The sequence below is a fragment of the Bradyrhizobium daqingense genome (assembly GCF_021044685.1).
In the GTDB taxonomy this organism is placed as follows: domain Bacteria; phylum Pseudomonadota; class Alphaproteobacteria; order Rhizobiales; family Xanthobacteraceae; genus Bradyrhizobium; species Bradyrhizobium daqingense.
This window is the reverse complement of record NZ_CP088014.1, coordinates 2,403,066-2,423,324: the sequence shown is the minus strand read 5'-3', so window position 1 is coordinate 2,423,324 and position 20,259 is coordinate 2,403,066. Positions and strand designations below refer to the sequence as shown.

17 protein-coding genes are annotated in these 20,259 nt (G+C 65.5%); 9 read left to right on the top strand and 8 right to left on the bottom strand.

What is annotated here, in order from left to right; translation table 11 throughout:
- The first annotated feature begins 45 nt into the window (after window positions 1-45).
- Both LPJ38_RS11575 and LPJ38_RS11570 read left to right on the top strand, forming a co-directional pair.
- Window positions 46-1,515 (top strand): YcjX family GTP-binding protein, encoded by a 1,470-nt coding sequence (locus LPJ38_RS11575; RefSeq protein ID WP_145632934.1) that lies wholly within the window; start codon window positions 46-48, stop codon window positions 1,513-1,515.
- On the top strand, window positions 1,512-2,540 hold the full coding sequence (locus tag LPJ38_RS11570) for a YcjF family protein (protein WP_145632937.1): 1,029 nt from the start codon (window positions 1,512-1,514) through the stop codon (window positions 2,538-2,540). The genes LPJ38_RS11575 and LPJ38_RS11570 overlap by 4 nt, the downstream gene beginning before the upstream one ends.
- A gap of 123 nt (window positions 2,541-2,663) precedes the next feature.
- Here the strand turns inward: LPJ38_RS11570 and LPJ38_RS11565 are convergent, their stop codons facing one another.
- On the bottom strand, window positions 2,664-4,232 hold the full coding sequence (locus LPJ38_RS11565) for a glycosyltransferase family 39 protein (RefSeq protein ID WP_231088659.1): 1,569 nt from the start codon (window positions 4,230-4,232) through the stop codon (window positions 2,664-2,666).
- 217 nt (window positions 4,233-4,449) lie between these two features.
- Here LPJ38_RS11565 and LPJ38_RS11560 point away from each other — a divergent pair, with 217 nt between their 5' ends.
- The 5 genes from LPJ38_RS11560 to LPJ38_RS11540 all read left to right on the top strand — a co-directional run bounded on the left by LPJ38_RS11560 (window position 4,450) and on the right by LPJ38_RS11540 (window position 9,703).
- Window positions 4,450-6,177 (top strand): adenylate/guanylate cyclase domain-containing protein, encoded by a 1,728-nt coding sequence (locus tag LPJ38_RS11560; RefSeq protein ID WP_145632946.1) that lies wholly within the window; start codon window positions 4,450-4,452, stop codon window positions 6,175-6,177.
- 299 nt (window positions 6,178-6,476) lie between these two features.
- Complete coding sequence (locus LPJ38_RS11555; RefSeq protein WP_145632950.1) at window positions 6,477-7,430, top strand: hypothetical protein; 954 nt, start codon at window positions 6,477-6,479, stop codon at window positions 7,428-7,430.
- A 344-nt stretch (window positions 7,431-7,774) separates the two neighbouring features.
- Window positions 7,775-8,974, top strand: coding sequence for a SorA family sulfite dehydrogenase catalytic subunit (gene sorA, locus LPJ38_RS11550; RefSeq protein ID WP_145632953.1), 1,200 nt, complete (start codon window positions 7,775-7,777; stop codon window positions 8,972-8,974).
- Between the two features lie 12 nt (window positions 8,975-8,986).
- The gene (gene sorB, locus LPJ38_RS11545) at window positions 8,987-9,295 is read left to right on the top strand and encodes a SorB family sulfite dehydrogenase c-type cytochrome subunit (protein WP_167520446.1); all 309 of its coding nucleotides are present in this window, start codon (window positions 8,987-8,989) and stop codon (window positions 9,293-9,295) included.
- 207 nt (window positions 9,296-9,502) lie between these two features.
- Window positions 9,503-9,703 carry a cold-shock protein gene (locus LPJ38_RS11540; RefSeq protein ID WP_008563500.1) on the top strand — a complete coding sequence of 67 codons (201 nt, stop codon included), beginning with the start codon at window positions 9,503-9,505 and terminating at the stop codon, window positions 9,701-9,703.
- 173 nt (window positions 9,704-9,876) lie between these two features.
- Here the strand turns inward: LPJ38_RS11540 and LPJ38_RS11535 are convergent, their stop codons facing one another.
- Window positions 9,877-10,338, bottom strand: coding sequence for an Lrp/AsnC ligand binding domain-containing protein (locus tag LPJ38_RS11535; RefSeq protein ID WP_129274244.1), 462 nt, complete (start codon window positions 10,336-10,338; stop codon window positions 9,877-9,879).
- Between the two features lie 114 nt (window positions 10,339-10,452).
- Here LPJ38_RS11535 and putA point away from each other — a divergent pair, with 114 nt between their 5' ends.
- Both putA and LPJ38_RS11525 read left to right on the top strand, forming a co-directional pair.
- On the top strand, window positions 10,453-13,452 hold the full coding sequence (gene putA / locus LPJ38_RS11530) for a bifunctional proline dehydrogenase/L-glutamate gamma-semialdehyde dehydrogenase PutA (protein ID WP_145632959.1): 3,000 nt from the start codon (window positions 10,453-10,455) through the stop codon (window positions 13,450-13,452).
- A 115-nt stretch (window positions 13,453-13,567) separates the two neighbouring features.
- The gene (locus tag LPJ38_RS11525; protein WP_145632962.1) at window positions 13,568-14,773 is read left to right on the top strand and encodes a CaiB/BaiF CoA transferase family protein; all 1,206 of its coding nucleotides are present in this window, start codon (window positions 13,568-13,570) and stop codon (window positions 14,771-14,773) included.
- A 51-nt stretch (window positions 14,774-14,824) separates the two neighbouring features.
- Here LPJ38_RS11525 and LPJ38_RS11520 read toward each other — a convergent pair whose 3' ends face one another.
- From LPJ38_RS11520 to LPJ38_RS11495, 6 genes are all read right to left on the bottom strand, one after another.
- Window positions 14,825-14,989 carry a hypothetical protein gene (locus LPJ38_RS11520; protein WP_167520447.1) on the bottom strand — a complete coding sequence of 55 codons (165 nt, stop codon included), beginning with the start codon at window positions 14,987-14,989 and terminating at the stop codon, window positions 14,825-14,827.
- A gap of 80 nt (window positions 14,990-15,069) precedes the next feature.
- Window positions 15,070-16,620: a hypothetical protein gene (locus tag LPJ38_RS11515; RefSeq protein WP_145632964.1), complete on the bottom strand. Its 1,551-nt coding sequence runs from the start codon at window positions 16,618-16,620 to the stop codon at window positions 15,070-15,072.
- Window positions 16,621-16,707: 87 nt separating this feature from the next.
- Window positions 16,708-17,685 (bottom strand): hypothetical protein, encoded by a 978-nt coding sequence (locus LPJ38_RS11510; RefSeq protein WP_167520463.1) that lies wholly within the window; start codon window positions 17,683-17,685, stop codon window positions 16,708-16,710.
- Window positions 17,686-18,010: 325 nt separating this feature from the next.
- Window positions 18,011-18,508, bottom strand: a complete 498-nt coding sequence (locus tag LPJ38_RS11505) for a TPM domain-containing protein (RefSeq protein ID WP_145632970.1) — start codon at window positions 18,506-18,508, stop codon at window positions 18,011-18,013.
- Between the two features lie 5 nt (window positions 18,509-18,513).
- A complete protein-coding gene (locus LPJ38_RS11500; protein WP_167520448.1) occupies window positions 18,514-19,407 on the bottom strand; it encodes a TPM domain-containing protein in 894 nt (297 codons plus the stop codon).
- Window positions 19,408-19,544: 137 nt separating this feature from the next.
- A complete protein-coding gene (locus tag LPJ38_RS11495; protein ID WP_008563456.1) occupies window positions 19,545-20,153 on the bottom strand; it encodes a LemA family protein in 609 nt (202 codons plus the stop codon).
- Window positions 20,154-20,259 lie beyond the last annotated feature (106 nt).

Below are 20,259 nucleotides of genomic sequence, written 5' to 3'. Positions count from 1 at the left end.
TGAACGGTCACACATCCCGCCCGCCCGAGATCAGTTAACATTCATATGGCATTCAGTTTCCAAGATATGGTCGAAGAAGCGCGGCTGTCGGCGCGGGCGCTGATCGACTATGGCGAGCATTTCTTCAATCCGACGGTGCGGCTCGGGGTCACCGGCCTGTCGCGCGCCGGCAAAACGGTGTTCATCACCGCGCTGATCCATGGCCTCACCCGTGGCGGCAGGTTTCCGGTGTTCGAGGCCTATGCCTCGGGCCGGATCGCGCGGGCATATCTGGCGCCGCAGCCCGACGATGCCGTGCCGCGTTTTGCCTATGAGAACCATCTGCGCGCGCTGATCGAGGAGCGTCGCTGGCCGAACTCGACCGTCGACATCAGCGAGCTCAGGCTCGTCGTCGACTATCAGCGCCCGAACGGCGCCGACCGCACGCTGACGCTCGACATCGTCGACTATCCCGGCGAATGGCTGCTGGACCTGCCGCTGCTGCAGAAGAGCTATGAGCAATGGTCGGCTGAAAGCCTCGCGCTGTCACGCGAAGCACCGCGCGCGCATCTGGCCGCGGACTGGCACGCGCATCTGGCGACGCTCAAACCCGAAGCACGCGAGGACGAGCAGGCGACGCTGACGGCCGCCAAGCTCTTCACCAATTATTTGCGCGCCTGCCGCGACGAGCGCTTCGCGATGAGCCTGTTGCCGCCCGGCCGCTTCCTGATGCCCGGCAATCTCGCCGACACGCCGGCACTGACCTTTGCGCCACTTGACGTGCCCGCGGGCAGGCAGGCGCCGGACGGCTCGCTGTGGGCGATGATGGTGCGCCGCTACGAAGCCTACAAGGACATGGTGGTGCGGCCGTTCTTCCGTGACCATTTCGCGCGTCTCGATCGCCAGATCGTGCTGGCCGACGCGCTCGCCGCATTCAACTCCGGCCCCGAGGCGCTGCACGATCTCGAAGCCGCGCTTGCCGGCATTCTCGACTGTTTCAACATCGGTCGCAGCACCTTGCTCTCCAGCCTGCTCCGGCCGCGCATCGACCGCATCCTGTTCGCGGCGACCAAGGCGGATCATCTCCACCATTCCAGCCACGACCGGCTCGAGGCCGTGCTCCGCCGTGCGGTCATCCGCGCCGTGTCGCGTGCGGAAAACACCGGCGCGGCGATCGACGTCGTGGCGCTCGCCGCCGTGCGCGCGACGCGCGAGGCACAGGTCGCGCATGGCCGCGACAAACTGCCGTCGATCCTGGGAACACCGGCCGCGGGCGAGAGCGCGGGCGGCGAGTTCTTCGACGGCACCACCGAGGTCGCTACATTCCCGGGCGATCTCCCGCTCGATCCTGAACCGCTGTTCAACGGCACGGATTCGTTCCGGGGGCTTTCGACGCAGGCCGCCGGGAACAGCGACTTCCGCTTCCTGCGCTTCCGCCCGCCGAAGCTCGAACGCGAAGGCACGGAAGAGCCGACGCTGCCACACATCCGCCTCGACCGTGCCCTGCAGTTCCTGATCGGAGACAAGCTGTCATGACCGAGCGATCCCAGCAGCGGCGGCCGGCGACGTTCCGGCTCGACGATCCCGGTGTCGTCGTCACCGAGGCCGACGAGATCAGCCGGCTCGGCCGCGCCACGATCCAGATCACGCCGGAGCCCGATCCGGCCACGCTGCCGGTGCCGGTTCAAGCTGCGCGCCCGGCGCGGCGTGGCTTTCCCTGGGGCACGCTGTTCTGGTCGGGTCTTGCCGGGCTGACGCTGCTCGGGGTCGGGCTCGGCGTGGTCCATCTGATCGAGGATCTGTTTGCGCGCAGCGAAACGCTCGGCTTCGTCGGTCTTGCCTTTGCATTCGTCACCGCGCTCGCGCTCGCGGTGGTGATCGGGCGCGAAGCGTTCGGTCTGGCGCGGCTTGCGACCATCGAGAAGCTGCATCAGCGCGCGGCTGCGGTGCTCGCCAGCGACGATCGCAAGGAGAGCCGCGTCATCGTGCAGGACCTCCTCGACATTGCGCATCAGAACCCGCAGCTCGCGCGCGCCCGCGCCAAGCTGGAGAGCCATGCCGGCGAGATCATCGACGGCGCCGACATGATCCGGCTCGCCGAGCGCGAGCTGATGTCGCCGCTGGATGCGGAAGCGCGGCGGCTGGTGTCGTCAGCCGCGCAAAAGGTCTCGATCGTCACCGCAGTGAGCCCACGCGCGGCGATCGACGTGCTGTTCGTGTTCGTCGCCGCGCTGCGGCTGATCCGCCAGCTCGCCTATCTCTATGGCGGCCGCCCCGGTGCGCTCGGCATGATCCGCCTGCTCCGCCACGTCATCGCTCACCTCGCCATCACCGGCGGCATGGCCGCGAGCGACAGCCTGGTGCAGCAGATGCTCGGCCACGGCATCGCGGCGAAGCTGTCACAACGGCTCGGCGAAGGCGTGCTCAACGGCTTGTTGACGGCGCGGCTGGGCCTGGCCGCGATCGACGTCACACGCCCGCTGCCATTCGCAGCGCTGCCGCCGCCGAAGCTGGCGGATCTCGCGACGGATCTGCTGCGGAAGAAGGATGACGAGGAGTAGCGCGTCGTGCGACTCACCCTCTCCCCTTGTGGGAGAGGGTGGCTCGCCGCAACGCGGCGAGACGGGTGAGGGGTATCTCTCCGCACGTAAGCCCTCGCAGTCGTGTCCGCGGAGCGATACCCCTCATCCGGCGCTTCGCGCCACCTTCTCCCACAAGGGGAGAAGGAAAGAGGAGCGCGTCGCGCTGGCTGTGCGCTCCCGTTTCTCGAATTCGCCCGCCAGCACTTTCCACTGAAACAGCGGCGAGTCCTTCGGCGGTGACAGCTCCGGGGTCCAGCCGGTGAGCTTTTCCAGCACATAGGTGTCCATCACGCGGCCGCGCCAGCTGCGTTCGACTCTGCCGAGTTGCTCGCGTTTGGCCGGGATGTTCTCCCACAGCGGCGAACGGTTGTCCGGCTCGCGGCCGACATAGATGCCGGCGCGGCCCCTGATCCTGTCCATGCCGGGATCGCGGAAATCCTGGAAGCGGCCGCGTTCGTTGATCTCGATCACGGGTACGCGGCCCCGGAACAGCCAGCGCATCATGGCGTAGGTGCGGTAGTCCGTGGTTGCGATCCAGGTCGCGCCGGTGTCGTCGAGTGCGGTCTGCGCGCGCGCGGCAACCTGCTCGTAGCCGGCTTCGGCGCCGATCGGATCGAGCTTTCCTAGAAAATTCCACGGCGCGGCGACATAATAGAGGAACACGATGACGACGAAGGCGATGCCGGAGGCCACCGCTGTGTTGGCCCAGAACAGCGACGATCTGATCATCCGCTCTGACCACCTCTCCTTCGTCATCGTCCAGAGGTTGATGGCGGCGGCGGCAAAACCGACCGGCCACATGAACATCGGCCAGGTGTCGCCGACACGAAGCGTCAGCGATTTGAAGAAGAAGTAGACAAACGGTACCAGCACCGCGGTCGAGAGCAGGATCGCGACCGGCTCGCGCGTGCGATAGCCGCGCCACGCCGTCATCACCAGTCCCGACAGCACCACCGGCAACATGACGAAACCGACCAAGCCGAATTGCAGGCCGATGTAATCGCCGATCGTGCGCAGCGAGATGCCGTAATTGGCGGTGGCGCGTACGCCCTGGAAGCGGAACGAGGCCCAGTCATGCTGCGCATTCCAGATCAGCACCGGCGAGAACACCGCGATCGCGACCAGCACGGCGAGATAGGGATAAGGACTGCGCAGCCAGCGCCAGCGCCAATCCGGCACCAGCAGAAAGGCGGCAACCGCAGGCGCGAACATGATCGCGGTGAGTTTCGACAGCATCGAAAGGCCCGCGAACAGCCCGGCCGCCAGCCACCAGCGGCCGTCGCCGCCCTGCGCCAGCCGCACCAGCGACCACATCATCGCCACCGCAAATGGGATCATGGCGACATCGGGCGCGACCTTGGCCATCAGCAGGCCGTAATAGAGCGCGGCCTCCGGCATCAGCACTGCGAACAAGACGGCGCGCGCATCACACGTGAGGCGGCGGACGATGTCGGCGAGCAGGAGCTGCGTCACCAGCATCGCCACGATGCCGCCGAAGCGGACACCGAGCGGGGTGTCACCGAAGATCGCGGTGCCGAAGCGGATCAGCCAGGCAATGCCGGGCGGATGATCGAGGAAGCTGAGCGCGCTCTCCTTGGACCAGGTCCAGTAATAGGCCTCGTCGGTGCGCAACTCGATCGCGGAGGCGTAGACGATGCGCAGGACGGTCATCGCGGCGATGACGAGCAGCGCGATAACGATGAGACGGCGTTCGGCGCGGTCCGGCCTTGCAGCGATGTCGGGAGCGATCGTCACGGCGGCGCTTTTCCCCGACTTGGGAGGGGGAGTCAATGTGCGGGTTGCCGGGCAAGTGATCCGGCGTGCTGTCCACGTCAGGAATTAAAGGCTACGCTGGCTGTTGTCTTTCATGAGCTGATACAATCGAATCATGGCCACCGCTCCCATACAGATGTCCGTCGTCCGCGCCACCGGCGTGCGGCAGGTGCGGCTCGTTTGCGGCATCATCCTGTTTGCCTACGTGGTCAGCCACTTCCTCAACCATGCGCTCGGCAACATCTCGGTCGAGGCCATGGAGGCCGGCGTCTACTACCACACACTGTTCTGGCAGTTCCTTCCCGTCTCGATCATCTTCTACGCGGCCGCGCTCACCCATTTGGGGCTCGGCGTCTACGCGCTGTACCAGCGCCGGCAGTTCCGGTGGCGGACCATCGAGCCGCTCCAGCTGGTGCTGGGCCTCAGCATCCCCGTTCTGGTCATGGGACATGTGATCGGGGTGCGGCTCGGCTACACGCTGTACGATCATCAGAAGCTCTATCCGCAGGAGCTCTATCTGTTCTTCGTCGCGGCACCGGGCCGGCTGTGGCAGATGACGATCCTGCTGCTCATCGCCTGGGTGCACGGCTGCATCGGGATTTATTTCTGGCTCCGCCTCAAGCCGTTCTTCCCGCGCGCTGCGCCCTATCTGCTCGCAGCCGCCGTGCTGATCCCGACGCTGTCCCTGCTCGGCATCTATCAGGGCGGCCGCAGCGTCGAGATCGAGAGCGACGATCGGGACTGGCGGACGCAAAATCTCACCCGCCGTCAGGTCGGCACGGTCGCGGAAAACAATACGCTCGACCGCGTCGCGGGCGGTCTCACCGTGGGTTATTTCGGATTGCTCGCCCTGGTGCTGGCGGCGCGCGGCGTACGGGCCTGGCGCGAACGGCGCGGCGGCATGATCGCGCTGTCCTACGGCAACGGCAAGACGGTGCGTGTCCCCAAGGGCTTGTCCGTGCTGGAAGCAAGCCTGCGCCACAACGTCCCGCATGCCAGCGTCTGCGGCGGCCGCGCCCGCTGCTCGACCTGCCGCATCCGCGTCATCGGCGATCATGACGTACTGCCGACACCGTCGCAGCGCGAGGCCTTCGTGCTCACCCGCGTCGGCAGCGCCGATCCGTCGATCCGGCTGGCCTGCCAACTGCGGCCGACCTCCGACCTCTCCTTCTTCCAGCTCTTCACGCCCCACACGCATGCAACGGACGGAGCCTCGACATCGGCCAGTATCGGCCAGGAGCGCTATCTCGTCAGCCTGTTCGTCGACATGCGCGGCTCGACCCAGCTGGCGGAAAAGCGGCTGCCGTTCGACACCGTCTTCATCGTCAACCGCTTCCTCGGCGCGGTGTCGCAAGCGGTGATCGAGAACGGCGGCCAGCCCAACCAGTTCGTCGGCGACGGCATGCTGGCGCTGTTCGGGCTCACGGCCGATCCGCAAACCGCCTGCCGGCAGGCGCTGAAGGCGGCCGCCGGCATTGCCACGCATATCGACAAGCTCAACGAGCTGCTGAGCCACGATCTGCGCCAGCCGATCCGCTTCGGCATCGGCATTCACGGCGGCGAGGTCATCATCGGCGACATCGGCTATCGCGATCACGTCGTCTTCACCGCGCTCGGCGATGCCGTCAACGTCGCCGCCCGCCTCCAGGACATGACCAAGACACTGGCCTGCGAGGCCGTCGTCTCGGACGAAGTCCGCCGCAGCGCGGGCCTTGCCGACGACGCTCTGCCGCAGCAGGAGGTCGCCATCCGCGGCCGCGACGAGCCGCTCGCCGTGCGCGTGGTGGCGGATGCGAGGGAGTTGGCCGCGCTGGTTGATCACGGCGCGCGCGTCGCGGCGTAGGGCGTAAGCCAAGCACGAGGTGGATACTGGAGTTTGCGTGAAGTACGGAGGCGGGTCTTGCTAAGACGCTTTCAATGTCGCCGAACCTGTCCGCCAGAGCGAGCGATGTTTCTCCCATTCTTACTTTCGTCCGTCTGGCTCATTCGTCGCGTCGGAAGGGTATGGGCGTCAGGTCGGAGAGACCGGCAAGGCGGGAGGTGGAAACAGGCCACCGTCTTCAGAGGGTGCGACGATACCACCCCAGGTGGCAGGCTTTTTGCTAAGCTACCGGCGACTGGAACGGCACCCGGAGCCTCGTGATGCTATCGACGCAACGTTCGCTTGCCACAGCCCAAATTGGCCGCAACAGCTTTCAGGAGATCGCTGAGTCCCGGACGCCCCTGCGTGAGGCCACCCTGGAGGCGTTCCGCCGCAGAAACGCGGTTCTCGACGGATTCTTCTACGACATCGGCAAGATCTCTCACGAGGAGGCTCTCAAGACGGCACCCTGGCTGGCGCGTGAAGGGGCAATCCTGATCGTCCCGCCAGCCGGCGCGGGCTCGCTCTGCCTCTGCAATACGGTGGAGGACTTCGCGAGCGCCGGCGGTGCAGATGTGCGTGTGCTCGCCGTGGCCGGCGTTGGGAGCTCAGCATTGGGGGCGGCGGCTTTCGCGCGCAACGTCGCGGACGCATTCGGGGTGACGGTCGCGGCCGTAGTGTCCGGTTACGGACTCGCGGATCTCCTCACCGAGGCGCTGGGTGGCTGGTTCTGGTTCGGCATCCTGAACCGTCTGCGCCACCAGTTCGAGAGCCTGGACGAGATGAGCCGGGCCCTTAACCGACGCGAGGTGCTCAACGAGACGGTCTCACCTCTTGAACTCGGCCGGGTCAGCCTGGATACCCGAACCGTCATGGCGTTGCTTTCCGATCGCCGCTTCAGCTTTTCCGCAATAGCGGGGCACTCCAAAGGCAACCTCGTCATCTCGGAGGCCCTGTACGAGTTGGAACGGCAGCCGGCGGGAGAGCCCATTCCTGGGGACAAGTTCTGGATCATTACGGTGTCGGCGGCGGTCGCGATGCCCCCACGCTACGGGAAGATCATCGATGTCATGGGCACGATTGACGGGTTTGGCGCGCTCAATTCGACAGTTGGAGTTTCTATCGAGAAACGCTGTGCACTCTCTTGGCACCACACCAATACGGACCTGCCCTTTCACCTTCCCGTCACACAGGCGTTCAGGGAGCTCATCAGCGAGCGAAACGTGACTGTCTGAGCTGCATTTGTTGAGGATGGCCGGGCCAGACGGGGCTCGATTGCTGCCAAGGTGCTTCTACGATGGGACATTCCCCTAGAGGATAGAACCCTCACCCGCGTGCGGGAAGATGCTTCGCATCGCCCCGGGGCGCGACCTCTCCCGCAAGCGGGAGAGGTGCACCACCGCCTCGGCCACAGGCTTGGGCTCAATCTCATAGAAAACGTAACACCGGTCTGCTGCAACGCAGCGGCATGGGCTCGCTGCGAAAGCACGAATTGACTTCATCCAGATCGTTGCGACAGATGAGCGCAGGATCGCGGTGATGACCGCCGGTCCAACGAAAAGCTCCGGGAGGAGAAAGCATGTTCGATCGACGCGACCTGCTCAAAGGAGCGGGCCTTGCCGCCATGGCGGCCGCACTGAACTCCACCAAAGCGCTGGCGCTCGACAACCTCACCCTGCCCTTTGCCAATGGCGAGCGGCCGCTGGTGAAATATCCGCAGAAGCGGCCGATGATCGGCCTGACCAGCCGCCCGCCGCAGCTCGAAACGCCATTTGCGGTGTTCAACGACGGCCCGATCACGCCGAACAATGCGTTCTTCGTGCGCTATCACCTCTCCGACCTGCCCTACAATCTCGATCCCGACACGTTCACGCTCGAGGTCAAGGGCAAGGTCGACAAGCCGCTGACATTGTCGTTGAAGGACATCAGGAAGATGAAGGCGACCGAGATCGTCGCCGTCAATCAGTGCTCCGGCAACAGCCGCGGCTTCTTCGAACCGCGCGTCGCCGGCGGCCAGCTCGCCAACGGCGCCATGGGCTGTGCGCGCTGGCGCGGCGTACCGTTGAAGGCGGTGCTGGAGATGGCCGGCGTGCAGGCCGGCGCCAGGCAGGTCACCTTCAACGGCATGGACGGCCCCGTCAGCGACAAGACGCCCGACTTCGTCAAGGCGCTCGATCTCGATCATGCCGCCGACGGCGAGGTGATGCTGGCCTATGGCATGAACGGCGAGGATCTGCCGTTCCTCAACGGCTTCCCGTTGCGGGTGATCGTGCCTGGCTATTACGGCACCTACTGGGTCAAGCACCTCAACGAGATCACGGTCATCGACAACGTCTATGACGGCTTCTGGATGAAGTCGGCCTACCGTATTCCCGACACGCCCAACAACGCGGTCGAGCCCGGCACCGCGCCGAAGGCGACGATTCCGATCAACCGCTTCACGATCCGCTCCTTCATCACCAACATCCCCGACGGCGCCAAGCTGAAGGCCGGTCGCACGACCCTGCGCGGCATCGCCTTCGACGGCGGCAAGGGCATCAAGCAAGTCGAGGTCTCCGCCGACGGCGGCAAGACCTGGGCCAGCGCCAAGCTCGGCAAGGATCTCGGCAAATACGCGTTCCGCGAATGGAAGCTGCCGGTGAAGCTCGCGGCCGGCAGCCACGAGCTGAAGGTCCGCGCCACCGGCAATGGCGGTGAGAACCAGCCCGACACGCCGCGATGGAACCCGGCGGGTTATCTACGCAATGTCGTCGAAGCGGTCCGCGTGACGGTGGCCTAAGGGAGAATGATCATGCAGCGCACCGTTCTCCTCGCCGTGCCCCTCGCCCTTGCTGCCGCGGTAGGGGCGGCGCTTGCGGCGCCGATGAATTACAAGACCCCCGACGAGGTCGCCGCCTTCAAGCCCGGGCCCAATCTCGAGATCGTGCAGGGCAATTGCAGCGCCTGCCATTCGTCCGACTACATCGCCACACAGCCAGCGATGAAGGACAAGAAGGCCTTCTGGCAGGCCGAGGTGACCAAGATGATCAAGGTCTATGGCGCACCGATCGACGATGCCGATGTCAGCAAGATCGTCGACTACCTGGCCGCGACTTATTGACGGAGGGGACGACACTCGCAGTCAATTGACCGCGAAACGGGCAAATCCGGTAAAATCGCTGCGAAGTTGAGCCGAATTCGGTGAAATGCCGATGTGGTTTGAGCTACCAAGCCTGCCACATTCCGCGTATCCTGTTAGGACCGAACCGGCCGGTTGGCGGGGACTGGCGGTTCGAGATCTCGGAGGAAGACCCGCGGAGAAGTCGTGATGGCTAAAGGTACGGTCAAGTGGTTCAACCCGACGAAGGGTTATGGATTTATCCAGCCTGCGTCGGGTGGCAAGGATGTGTTCGTGCATATCTCGGCAGTGCAGAAAGCCGGTTTGTCCACGCTGAACGAGGGACAGACGGTGGAATACGAAGAGATCGCAAACCGGGGCAAGACCTCCGCAGAGAACCTCAAAGTATAAGCCCGCGCCAGCCTTTGCTGCCTCCCGGACCCATCCGGGAGCGGGGCCAAAAAAATTTCAGAAGACGGCCAGTGCATTCGACGACAGGCGTTGCGATTGCACAGGGATAGCTATTTTTCCTGCAAAGGCCGCGTATCAACGCCACAGCAATGACAATCGCGACGGCATTTCCGTCAGCCCACCGGCAACGGTGCGTCGCGCTTGATCTCCTCCATCACCGCATAGGTCCGCGTCTCGCGCACACCCGGCATCGACAGCAGGGTCTCGCCGAGAAAGCGTCGATAGGCGGTCATGTCGGCGAGCCGCGCCTTCACAAGATAGTCGAAGCCGCCGGCAACCATGTGACACTCCAGCACCTCGGGCGCGAGTTTCACGGCACGGGCGAAACGCTCGAAATTGTCGGGCGTGGTCTTGTCCAGCAGCACCTCGACGAACACCAAGAGGCCAAGGCCAAGCCGGTGCGGGTTGAGCCGCGCGCCATAGCCTTCGACGAAGCCCTCGCGCTGCAGGCGCTTCAGCCGCTCGCCGATCGACGTCGGCGAGAGCCCGATGCGCTCGGCGAGCTCGACATTGGCAATGCGGCCATCCTCCTGCAAAATCGCGAGGATCTTCCGGTCGATTCGATCCAGTTCCATATCTTATGAGGCAAGCTTGGTTACAATCTTTATTTTCTAAGGCAATATTGCTAACTTGTCTATCGAACTACGGTAACGCGGGCCTTATCCTGGATTTCAACCACAGGACACGCCATGCCGAACATTCCGCCGCCCTTCTCCGCGCCCTATGCGCCCGATGATGCCGAGATCGCCGCACGGCTCTTGCCAGCCGCGCCGCTCAGCCCGCCGCAGGAGGCGCGGATCGACCGCACCGCGACCCGGCTGATCGAGGCCATCCGCAAACGCGACGACCGGCTGGGCGGGGTCGAGGACATGCTGCGGGAGTTCGCGCTCTCGACCAAGGAGGGCCTCGCTCTGATGGTGCTGGCAGAGGCGCTGCTGCGCGTGCCCGATGCGCGCACCGCCGACCAGTTCATCGAGGACAAGCTCGGCGAGGGCGACTTCATCCATCACGAGACCAAGTCCACGGCGTTCCTGGTCAACGCCTCGGCCTGGGCGCTCGGCCTGTCGGCACGGGTGATCCAGCCCGGCGAGACGCCGGACGGCACCATCGGCCGTCTGGTGAAGCGGCTCGGGGCGCCTGCCGTGCGCACCGCCACGCGCCAGGCGATGCGGCTGATGGGCAATCATTTCGTGCTCGGCGAGACCATCGAGCAGGCGCTGGAGCGGGGGAAGCCGCGGTCGGGCCAGAAGCCGCGCTATTCCTTCGATATGCTTGGCGAAGGCGCCCGCACGGCCACCGACGCCAAGCGTTATTTCGACGCCTATGCCAGCGCGATCGAGACCATCGGCAAGGCGGCCGGCAGCCATCCCCTCCCGGACCGGCCGGGCATCTCGGTCAAACTTTCGGCGCTGCATCCGCGCTTCGAGGCGATCAGCCGCGACCGCGTGATGGCCGAGCTGGTACCGCTGCTGCTCGACCTCGTGCAGCGCGCCAAGGCGCATGACCTCAACTTCACCGTCGATGCCGAGGAGGCCGATCGGCTGGAGCTGTCGCTCGACGTGATCGCGGCGACGCTCGCCGATGCGTCACTTGCCGGCTGGGATGGGTTCGGGTTGGCGATCCAGGCCTATCAGAAGCGCGCGAGCGCGGTGATCGACTATGTCGATGCGCTGGCCCGCGCGCATGATCGCAGGCTGATGGTGCGCCTCGTCAAGGGCGCCTATTGGGACACCGAGATCAAGCGCGCGCAGGAGCGCGGGCTCGACGGCTATCCCGTGTTCACGCGCAAGGCGGTGACGGATCTGAACTATGTCGCCTGCGCGAAGCAGCTGCTGGCGTTGCGGCCGCGCATCTTCCCGCAATTTGCCACCCACAACGCGCTGACGGTTGCGACCGTGCTGGAGCTTGCCGGGACCAGCGGCGGCTTCGAGTTCCAGCGCCTGCACGGCATGGGCGAAGCGCTGTACGAGCAGCTCGCCAAGGATCATCCCAATATTGCCTATCGCACCTATGCGCCGGTCGGCAGCCATCGCGACCTGCTCGCCTATCTGGTGCGGCGGCTGCTGGAGAACGGCGCCAACTCGTCCTTCGTGGCGCAGGCGGCCGATTACCGCGTGCCGGTGCCCGCGCTGTTGCAGCGTCCCGCCGATGCCATCGCGAAGCCGCAACAGGCGGCGCATTCCAGGATTCCGCTGCCCGGCGATCTCTTTGCGCCGGAGCGGCGCAATTCGCGCGGCGTGGAGTTCGGTGAGCGTACCGCACTTGCCCAGTTGCTCGCTGACGTCAGGGCCGAGGCGGCTGATCTCGGCCCCATTACCGACGCAACGCCGGACCAGGCCAACGCGGCGGTGATTGCTGCGCGCGCCGGATTCGCCGGCTGGAGCCGGACGCCGGCGGCCACGCGCGCGGCGGCACTCGAGCAGGCCGCGCATCTGCTGGAGAGCCGCAGCGCGCATTTCATCGCGCTCTTGCAAGCCGAGGGCGGCAAGACGCTCGACGATGCGCTGTCCGAATTGCGCGAGGCCGCCGATTTCTGCCGCTACTATGCCGCGCAGGGCCGCAAGCTTTTCGGAAGCGAGGCCGCCATGCCGGGCCCGACCGGCGAAAGCAACGCGCTCGCCATGCGCGGCCGCGGCGTGTTCGTCGCGATCTCGCCGTGGAATTTTCCGCTGGCGATCTTCCTCGGACAGGTCTCGGCAGCGCTGATGGCCGGCAACAGCGTGGTGGCAAAACCCGCCGAGCAGACGCCGCGCATCGCGCGCGAGGCCGTGGCCCTGCTCCACGAGGCCGGCGTCCCCAGGAGCGCGCTGCATCTCGTCACCGGCGCCGGCCGCATCGGCGCCGTGCTGACCGCGCATGCGGATGTCGCGGGGGTCGTCTTCACGGGCTCGACCGAAGTGGCGCGCCAGATCAACCGAACGCTCGCTGCCAAGGACGGGCCGATCGTGCCGCTGATCGCGGAGACCGGCGGCATCAACGCCTTGATCGCGGATGCCACCGCACTGCCGGAGCAGGTCGCCGACGATGTCGTGACCTCCGCGTTCCGCTCCGCCGGCCAGCGGTGCTCGGCGCTGCGGCTCCTGTTCGTGCAGGAGGACGTTGCCGACCGCATGATCGAGATGATCGCGGGCGCGGCGCGCGAGCTCCGGATTGGCGATCCCGCGGATGTCTCCACGCATGTCGGGCCAGTGATCGATGACGACGCCAAGCAGCGGCTCGACGCGCATATCGCGCGGATGAAGAGCGAGGCGCGGCTGCACTTTGCAGGCCACGCGCCGGAGGGATGCTTCGTCGCGCCGCATATCTTCGAGCTCAAGGAGGCCGGCCAGCTCACGGAGGAAGTGTTCGGCCCGATCCTGCATGTGGTGCGCTATCGCGCCGAAAACCTCGAACGCGTGCTGGCCGCGATCGAGCGCACCGGCTACGGACTCACGCTTGGTGTTCATTCCCGCATCGACGACACGATCGAGGCCATCATCGACCGCGTCCAGGTCGGCAACATCTACGTCAATCGCAACATGATCGGCGCCGTTGTCGGCGTGCAGCCGTTCGGCGGCAACGGCCTGTCAGGCACCGGCCCTAAGGCCGGCGGGCCGCACTACCTCGCGCGGTTTGCGACCGAGCAGACGGTGACGATCAACACCGCTGCTGCCGGCGGCAATGCGGCATTGCTTGCGGGGGATGAGTGAGGCCCTGCGTCGGGCGCCGTTGCATCCCTCGGAAACATCGGTCTAATGCTCCCACGATAGTCCCGCGCCAATTCCAGCGCGCGGGAAACGACAGCAGCGAGGGAGCAACGCCGCGATGGAAAAAGGCATTTTCTCGGGCCTGAAGGTTCTGGACTGCGCGAGCTTCATCGCAGCGCCCGCGGCCGCGACGGTGCTGTCGGATTTCGGCGCCGACGTCATCAAGATCGAGCCGCCGGGCGCCGGCGATCCCTACCGCAATCTGCCAAACCTGCCGGGCTATCCCTCAGGCGAGCACAATTTCGCCTGGCTGCTCGAGGCCCGCAACAAGAAGAGCATCGCGCTCGACCTGTCCAAGCCGGAGGCTCAGGCCGTGCTCTACAAGCTCGTGGCGGAAGCCGACGTCTTCATCACCAACATGCCGCCGCCGGTGCGCGCCAAGCTCGGCATCACCTATGACCACCTCGCCCATCTCAACGACCGGCTGATCTACGCCTCCTTCACCGGCTATGGCGAGAAGGGCGAGGAGGCCAACAAGCCCGGCTTCGACAGCAACGCCTATTGGGCGCGCTCCGGCCTGATGGACCTCGTCCGCGCCGACATCGACACCACCCCGGCCCGCTCGGTCGCCGGCATGGGTGACCATCCCTGCGCCATGGCGTTCTATGGCGCGATCGTCACCGCGCTCTATCAGCGCGAGAAGACCGGCAAGGGCTCGCATGTCGCCTCCAATCTGATGGCGAACGGGGTGTGGGCCGCCAGCGTGCTGGCACAGGCCAAGCTCTGCGGCGCCAAGTTCGGCGAGCGACGCCCGCGCGAGCGCGCGCTGAACGCGGTCGCCAACCACTATCAGTGCAAGGACGGCCGCTGGCTGATCCTGTCGCTGCTCAACGAGGAGAAGCAGTTTCCGACGCTGGCGCGCTGCCTTGGCCGCGAGGACCTGATCGACGATCCTCGCTTCGCCACCAAGGCCGACAGGCATGCCCGCTCCGTCGAGCTGATCAAGATCCTGGACGAGACCTTCGCCACCAGGGATCTCGCCGAATGGCGCAAGATCCTGGACGGCAACGGCCTCGTGTTCGGCGTTGTCGGCATTCTCGACGACATCCCAAACGACAAGCAGATGCTCGACTCCGAGGTGCTGGTGCCGTTCGAGAACGACACCATGCTGACCATCAACAGCCCGATCTGGATCGACGGCACCAAGAAGGTCCAGCCGCGCAAGCCGCCCGGCGTGGGCGAGCACAGTGACGAGATCTTGCGCGGCGCGGGATACGACGAGGCGGCGATCAAGCAGTTGCGGGCAAAGGGGGCTGTGGGGTAAGGGCGCGGCGAGTCACGTACACAGCCGTCGAGCGGGGAAGAGGTAAGAAGATCATCGCAGCGCCAACCAGCCCAGCGTGAACAAAATCCCGCCGACGATCACCACCACCGCGACCGCCCAGGTGCTGACGCGGATGCTGCCGGTGACCTGCTTGGCTTCTTCATTGCGCGCAATCTCGCGATTGCGCGCCTTATTGGCATTGCCTGTATCTGTCATCGGTCATCCAAATCGCTTGTTGGCTTTATCTTGCGCGTGATCTTTTCGGAAAACCGCTACACACTTTTCCGGATCACGCGCTAACGCGTCTTGATGAAGCACATGCCGATGCGGCTGGAGGTTGCCGCAGCCTGACAGGTGAGACCTTTAGCACAGCTCCATGACGTAAAACTCTTGTCCGCCGTTCCCGATCCCTGATTTTGCAAGGAACAATGCGCGCCCCAGCCGTCCTGATATTCGGTGCCGGCGAGTTCGCGGCTGCCGCGGGTCTGCGGCCGGCTGGCAAATCCGCGTGAGAAATCAGGGCGTTTGCCCGCGGCGAACGCGGTCAGGATGTCGCGGCGGCGGAGCTGGTCGCCGAAGAAATGCGGCGAGGCCGCTACGATGGAGGAGTTCGACGAACTGTCCGCGAACCAGTCGACGCCCGGGAAATGGAAGCCGCCGATGCCGCGGGTCTGGTGACAGCCGGCGCAGGTGACGTCGTTGAGACGGCGCTGGAAGCCGGCGACCGAGCGGACGTTCTGCATGTCGACGCCGCGCGCCGCCGCCCGCTTCAGCGCGCCGACCACGTCGTTGTCGGAGTAGACGGGATCGCCCCTGCCTTCCCCGTCTCCTTCGCCCTGCATCATGCCGAATTCCGGCTGCAGCGCCGACGCATCGAGGCCGGCCGGCGTCGGCACCACCGCGGCCTTGGCCAGGAATTTTTCCGGGATCAGCACCGTGCCGCGATCGAACTCGCGCAAATTCTCGGGCGCGAGCAACCAGTCCCGGAAGTCGCGGCGCAGCGCGTCGTCGGCAAGGATCCGGTCGCGATCGATCTGGTTCTCCAGCGTCGATTCCTCGAAACGTTTGGTGGCAGGGTCGTATTTGAACACCTTGAGCAGGTAGTCGGAGCGGAAATCATGCAGCGCCGATTTCGGCGCGATGGAGACCTGGATGTTGGTCTCGATGCGGTCGAGCATGGCGTCGTAAGGGGAGATGCGACGGCCGATCAAGCCTTGCCAGTCGCCATTGTCGAGCCAGCGCCGCGCGATCTCGGCGCAACTGACCGGCTTGCCGTTCGCATCCGTCTGGCGCGCGTCGCGCGCCTTCATCACCAGGTTGAGCGTCATCGGCAGGCGCGTTGCGGTCTTGCTGCCGTCCGGTCTGCTGTCGAATCGCGCGAGACGGTAGATCAGCCGGATCTCGCCGCAGGACTCCTCCGAGACATAGGCGCGGTCCATGCGGTTGACGATGCCGACCAGCACGAAACGCGTGTCGCGCGATGTCAGATTGGCCCGATCGAACAATTGCGCGTCAAAGCCCTCGCCGACGCCGATGGTCTCGCCGGGATATGTCTCCCTGTAGCGCGAGACATAGCGGTCGAGCTCCGCCTCGATCGCGGGAGGAATTGGCGCGAGCTGCGGCAGCGACGCGAACATCAGGTCCGTCGTGAGTGGACCATCGGCATTCCGCTCCGGCGACAGCAAACGTGAGATGCTGAGCGCATCGCTCTGGTCGAGCCGGCGCAACAGATCGGGATCGGTAATCGCCGTGCCGCGCGAAAGCTGCGCGGTCTCCGCCGCCGAAAGCGAAACGATCCCGCCCATCAATGCGGCGACAGCAATGAGAATTCGCAGCGCGCGGCTCATGCCTGAGGTAACACCGTGCAGGCACGCCTATTCAAGTAAAAAGGCGCCTCACTCGGTGGTGAAGCGCCTTTTCGAAAGGCGAATAGCTCAGCGCCCGACGATCAGGCCCTTGCTGGTGACGACGACCCAGCGGCCGTCCTGGCGGCGGATCGCATCGACGCGACCGACCCCCGGGATGGGATCTCCGGGATAGACCTCGTAGAGGCCGTCGCGGCCCTCGATCAGCGCAGCGCCGTTGGAGGCGTTGCGCAGCCTCCAGCCTTCGATGGTCGGCAGGCGGCCGACTTCGGTCTTGGGCGCGGCGGGAACCGGAGCCGGAGCAGCTGCGGCGGTCGCGACCTGGGCCGGTGCGATCGAGCCGGTGGTCTCCTTGGCGGGCACGGCGGCTGCGTCCTGGGCAGGCGCGGCCGGCGGCGTGGCGCGCAGCTTGTCGACGGCCTCCGACAGCTTGGCGATCTTGGCCAGCGGCTCGGCCTGGGCCTTCTCGAGCTTGTCGAGGCGGTCGTTGGTCCGGTTGACCTGGCTGACGCCGGTCTTCGAGCTATGCTCGACATTGGCCTTCAGCGCGACGAGATCGGCATCGATCCGAGCGACCGACGCATCCAGCGCGCTGGTGTCGGCGACCTGCACCGGCGCTTGCGCCGGGGCGGCGAAACGCATCACGCCGGCGGTGGCGAGCGCGCCGCTGATCGCGCCGACGCAGGCCGCAATCGCCACCACTGCGGCCATCGCCGACAGGCGGCGCTTGCCGCCGGTCTCGCGCGGCTCCTCCGCCTTCACATGGGGGGCAAACTCCTCGCGGTCCCAAGAGCCGTCCCAAGAACGGTCCGAGGGCGCCATCACGATCAGCTTGCCGGGCTTCGGCTCGGGCTTGGTCTCGGCCTTGGGTTCATCCTTGGCCTCATCCTTGGCCTCGATCTTCGGCGGCTCGACCTTGACCGGGTCAGGCTTCGGCGGCGCCTCATGGTCGGGGGCAATCGAGGGGGCCTCGATCCCGGCGACAGCCTGCGGCGCGGTCGAGGCGGCGTCGACGGCGTCGTTCTCCTGGGCAGCCTGCACGGGCATTGGTTCGCTCACGGCTCAAATACTCCAGTCTCGGTTGACCTTTTGGTAACTTTCATTGCTTGCGAAATCCTTACCTCCGGACCCGCTTACCGAAATTTTAGGAACTCGTCCGGGGCCGAATTGGGCCGGGAAAATGGAACCGGTGTGGCGCCGCGCAACAAATTGTCAGCGGGGAGCGGCAATGGGGCGCATTGCGTTGCGGCAGCCCGTTGCTTGCAACAACGTCACTGCGCGCTGCTCCGCGGAGGCAGCCTGGATTGCTCCGTCGCAAGGGCTCCTCGCAATGACGAAAGCGGGCAGCGCCGGCTCTGCATTGCTCACGTCGTTACATCACCACGGGTGCATCCGGCAGCTCGTTCGAATGCGAACCCTGCGGTGGGAAATGCCGGGCCAGTTCGCGGGAGACGGCCTCGATGCCGGCGATCACGCCGCGCTCGAACTGGCCTGATCTGAACTCCGCCTCCATCGCGCGGCAGATGTTCTCCCAGCCCTGCGCGCCGACCTTCAAGTCGATGCCACGGTCGGCCACGATCTCGACGTCGCGGTCGGCCAGCAGGAGATAGATGAGGACGCCGTTGTTGTGCTCGGTGTCCCAGATGCGCAGATGCGAGAACACGTCCAGGGCGCGCGCGCGTGCAGGCTGGTTGCGGAACAGCGGCGCACCGTCGAGCGCGCCTTCGACCACGAAGCGGACCTGGCCGGAATGGGTGGCTTCGCCCCGCTTGATCGCCTGCTCGATGCGATCGAGCACGGCTTGCGGAAAAATCTGTTTCGCCCGCCAATGATGCTGCACGAGATGTCGGGCAACGCGTTTGATGCTCATGACCGCTACCAGCTCCCCGAGGCGCCGCCGCCGCCGAAACTGCCCCCGCCGCCGCTGAAGCTGCCGCTGTCGCTCGACGAGCCGCTACTCCAGCCGCCTCCCGAGGAGCCGCTCGACCAGCCTCCACCGCGCGACGACCCCGTGCTCGGTCCCATCCCCGCAAACAGATCGGCGATGAATCCGATAATGAAGCCGAGGACACCGAGACCGATGGCAAACGCAAAAGAGCCGAGAATGAACCAGGCGAACACGGCGACAATGCCGCCGGTCGCCAATGATCCGAGCAGTCGCCCCAGCATGGCCCGGAAGACCCCCCCGACCCCGATCGATGCGAACAGCGTCACGATCAGGAGCGGCCCGAGATCGTCCAGGCTTCCGAAGTGGGCGGCCGGTGAAGGAACCGGCAGCGGCTCGCCGTCGATCACGCGGATCATGCGATCGACGCCGTCGGAGATGCCGCCGGCAAAATCGCCGGTCCTGAATTTCGGCGTGATGATCTCGTCGATGATCCGCCGCGAGGTGACGTCGGTGAGCGCGCCTTCGAGTCCGTAGCCGACCTCGATGCGCAAATGCCGGTCGTTCTTGGCGACGACGAGGATCGCGCCGTCATCGATGTTCTTGCGCCCGAGTTTCCAGGCCTCGGCGACGCGGATCGAGAACTGCTCGATCGTCTCCGGCTGTGTCGTCGGCACGATCAGGACGGCGATCTGGCTGCCCTTGCGGTTCTCGAAGTCACGCAGCTTTTGCGAAAGAGTGGCGACGTCGGCGTTCGACAGCGTGCCGGTCTGATCGACCACACGGCCGGTGAGCTCCGGCACGGCGACGTCGGCGTGGGCGGGGATGACGAAGACGAAGAAGAGTGCGACGGCGACGAGCGCGCGCCACACCCTCACTGTCATCGCCCGCGAAGGCGGGCGATCGAGTATTCCAGCGGCCGCAGGGCTCGAACTGTGATGCCGCGGCGTACTGGATTCCCCGCCTCCGCGGGGAATGACATCAGTGGATGGGGTAAAGCGCATTCGCAAACGGCGTGCGCTTACTTCGACGGCGCTGGTGCCGGGTTGAAGTCCACCTTCGGCGCGGTCGAGATCGCTTTCTCGTTCTCGACCGAGAAGTTCGGCTTCTCCTTGTAGCCGAACATCATCGCGGTGAGGTTGCTCGGGAAGGAGCGGATCGTGACGTTGTAGTCCTGCACCGCCTTGATGTAGCGGTTGCGGGCCACGGTGATGCGGTTCTCGGTGCCCTCGAGCTGTGACATCAGATCCTTGAACAGGGCGTCCGATTTGAGCTGCGGATAATTCTCGGTGACGACCAAGAGGCGCGACAATGCGCTGGAGAGCTCGCCCTGGGCAGCCTGGAATTTCTGGAACGCGGCGGGATCGTTCAGCACCTCCGGCGTTGCCTGGATGCTGCCGACCTTGGCCCGCGCATTGGTGACGCCGAGCAGCACGTCCTTCTCCTGCTGCGCGAAGCCCTTCACCGAATTGACCAGGTTGGGCACGAGATCGGCGCGGCGCTGGTACTGGTTCACGACCTCGGACCAGTTGGCCTTAATCTGCTCGTCCTCGCTCTGGATCGCGTTGTAGCCGCAATTGGTCAGGCTCAGCGAGGCCAGGGCGGCCAGCACGGTCAGAATCTTGCGCATCAAATTTCTCCCGGTGGAATCCGGCGCAAACTATCAGATTGCGCGCGCGAGGAAAGCAGCCGGCTGACGCAAGCCTCTTGCCTATCGCAGGCCGACATAGTCAACT

Bases quoted from the DNA above. Each gene is read 5' to 3' on its own strand.
- putA (WP_145632959.1), top strand. From the start codon at position 10,453: ATGCCGAACATTCCGCCGCCCTTCTCCGCGCCCTATGCGCCCGATGAT.
- LPJ38_RS11495 (WP_008563456.1), bottom strand. From the start codon at position 20,153: ATGCGCAAGATTCTGACCGTGCTGGCCGCCCTGGCCTCGCTGAGCCTG.
- LPJ38_RS11510 (WP_167520463.1), bottom strand. From the start codon at position 17,685: ATGCCCGTGCAGGCTGCCCAGGAGAACGACGCCGTCGACGCCGCCTCG.
- LPJ38_RS11505 (WP_145632970.1), bottom strand. From the start codon at position 18,508: ATGAGCATCAAACGCGTTGCCCGACATCTCGTGCAGCATCATTGGCGG.
- sorB (WP_167520446.1), top strand. From the start codon at position 8,987: ATGCAGCGCACCGTTCTCCTCGCCGTGCCCCTCGCCCTTGCTGCCGCG.
- sorA (WP_145632953.1), top strand. From the start codon at position 7,775: ATGTTCGATCGACGCGACCTGCTCAAAGGAGCGGGCCTTGCCGCCATG.
- LPJ38_RS11570 (WP_145632937.1), top strand. From the start codon at position 1,512: ATGACCGAGCGATCCCAGCAGCGGCGGCCGGCGACGTTCCGGCTCGAC.
- LPJ38_RS11565 (WP_231088659.1), bottom strand. From the start codon at position 4,232: ATGACCGTCCTGCGCATCGTCTACGCCTCCGCGATCGAGTTGCGCACC.
- LPJ38_RS11535 (WP_129274244.1), bottom strand. From the start codon at position 10,338: ATGGAACTGGATCGAATCGACCGGAAGATCCTCGCGATTTTGCAGGAG.
- LPJ38_RS11555 (WP_145632950.1), top strand. From the start codon at position 6,477: ATGCTATCGACGCAACGTTCGCTTGCCACAGCCCAAATTGGCCGCAAC.
- LPJ38_RS11500 (WP_167520448.1), bottom strand. From the start codon at position 19,407: ATGACAGTGAGGGTGTGGCGCGCGCTCGTCGCCGTCGCACTCTTCTTC.
- LPJ38_RS11525 (WP_145632962.1), top strand. From the start codon at position 13,568: ATGGAAAAAGGCATTTTCTCGGGCCTGAAGGTTCTGGACTGCGCGAGC.
- LPJ38_RS11540 (WP_008563500.1), top strand. From the start codon at position 9,503: ATGGCTAAAGGTACGGTCAAGTGGTTCAACCCGACGAAGGGTTATGGA.
- LPJ38_RS11575 (WP_145632934.1), top strand. From the start codon at position 46: ATGGCATTCAGTTTCCAAGATATGGTCGAAGAAGCGCGGCTGTCGGCG.
- LPJ38_RS11520 (WP_167520447.1), bottom strand. From the start codon at position 14,989: ATGACAGATACAGGCAATGCCAATAAGGCGCGCAATCGCGAGATTGCG.
- LPJ38_RS11515 (WP_145632964.1), bottom strand. From the start codon at position 16,620: ATGAGCCGCGCGCTGCGAATTCTCATTGCTGTCGCCGCATTGATGGGC.
- LPJ38_RS11560 (WP_145632946.1), top strand. From the start codon at position 4,450: ATGGCCACCGCTCCCATACAGATGTCCGTCGTCCGCGCCACCGGCGTG.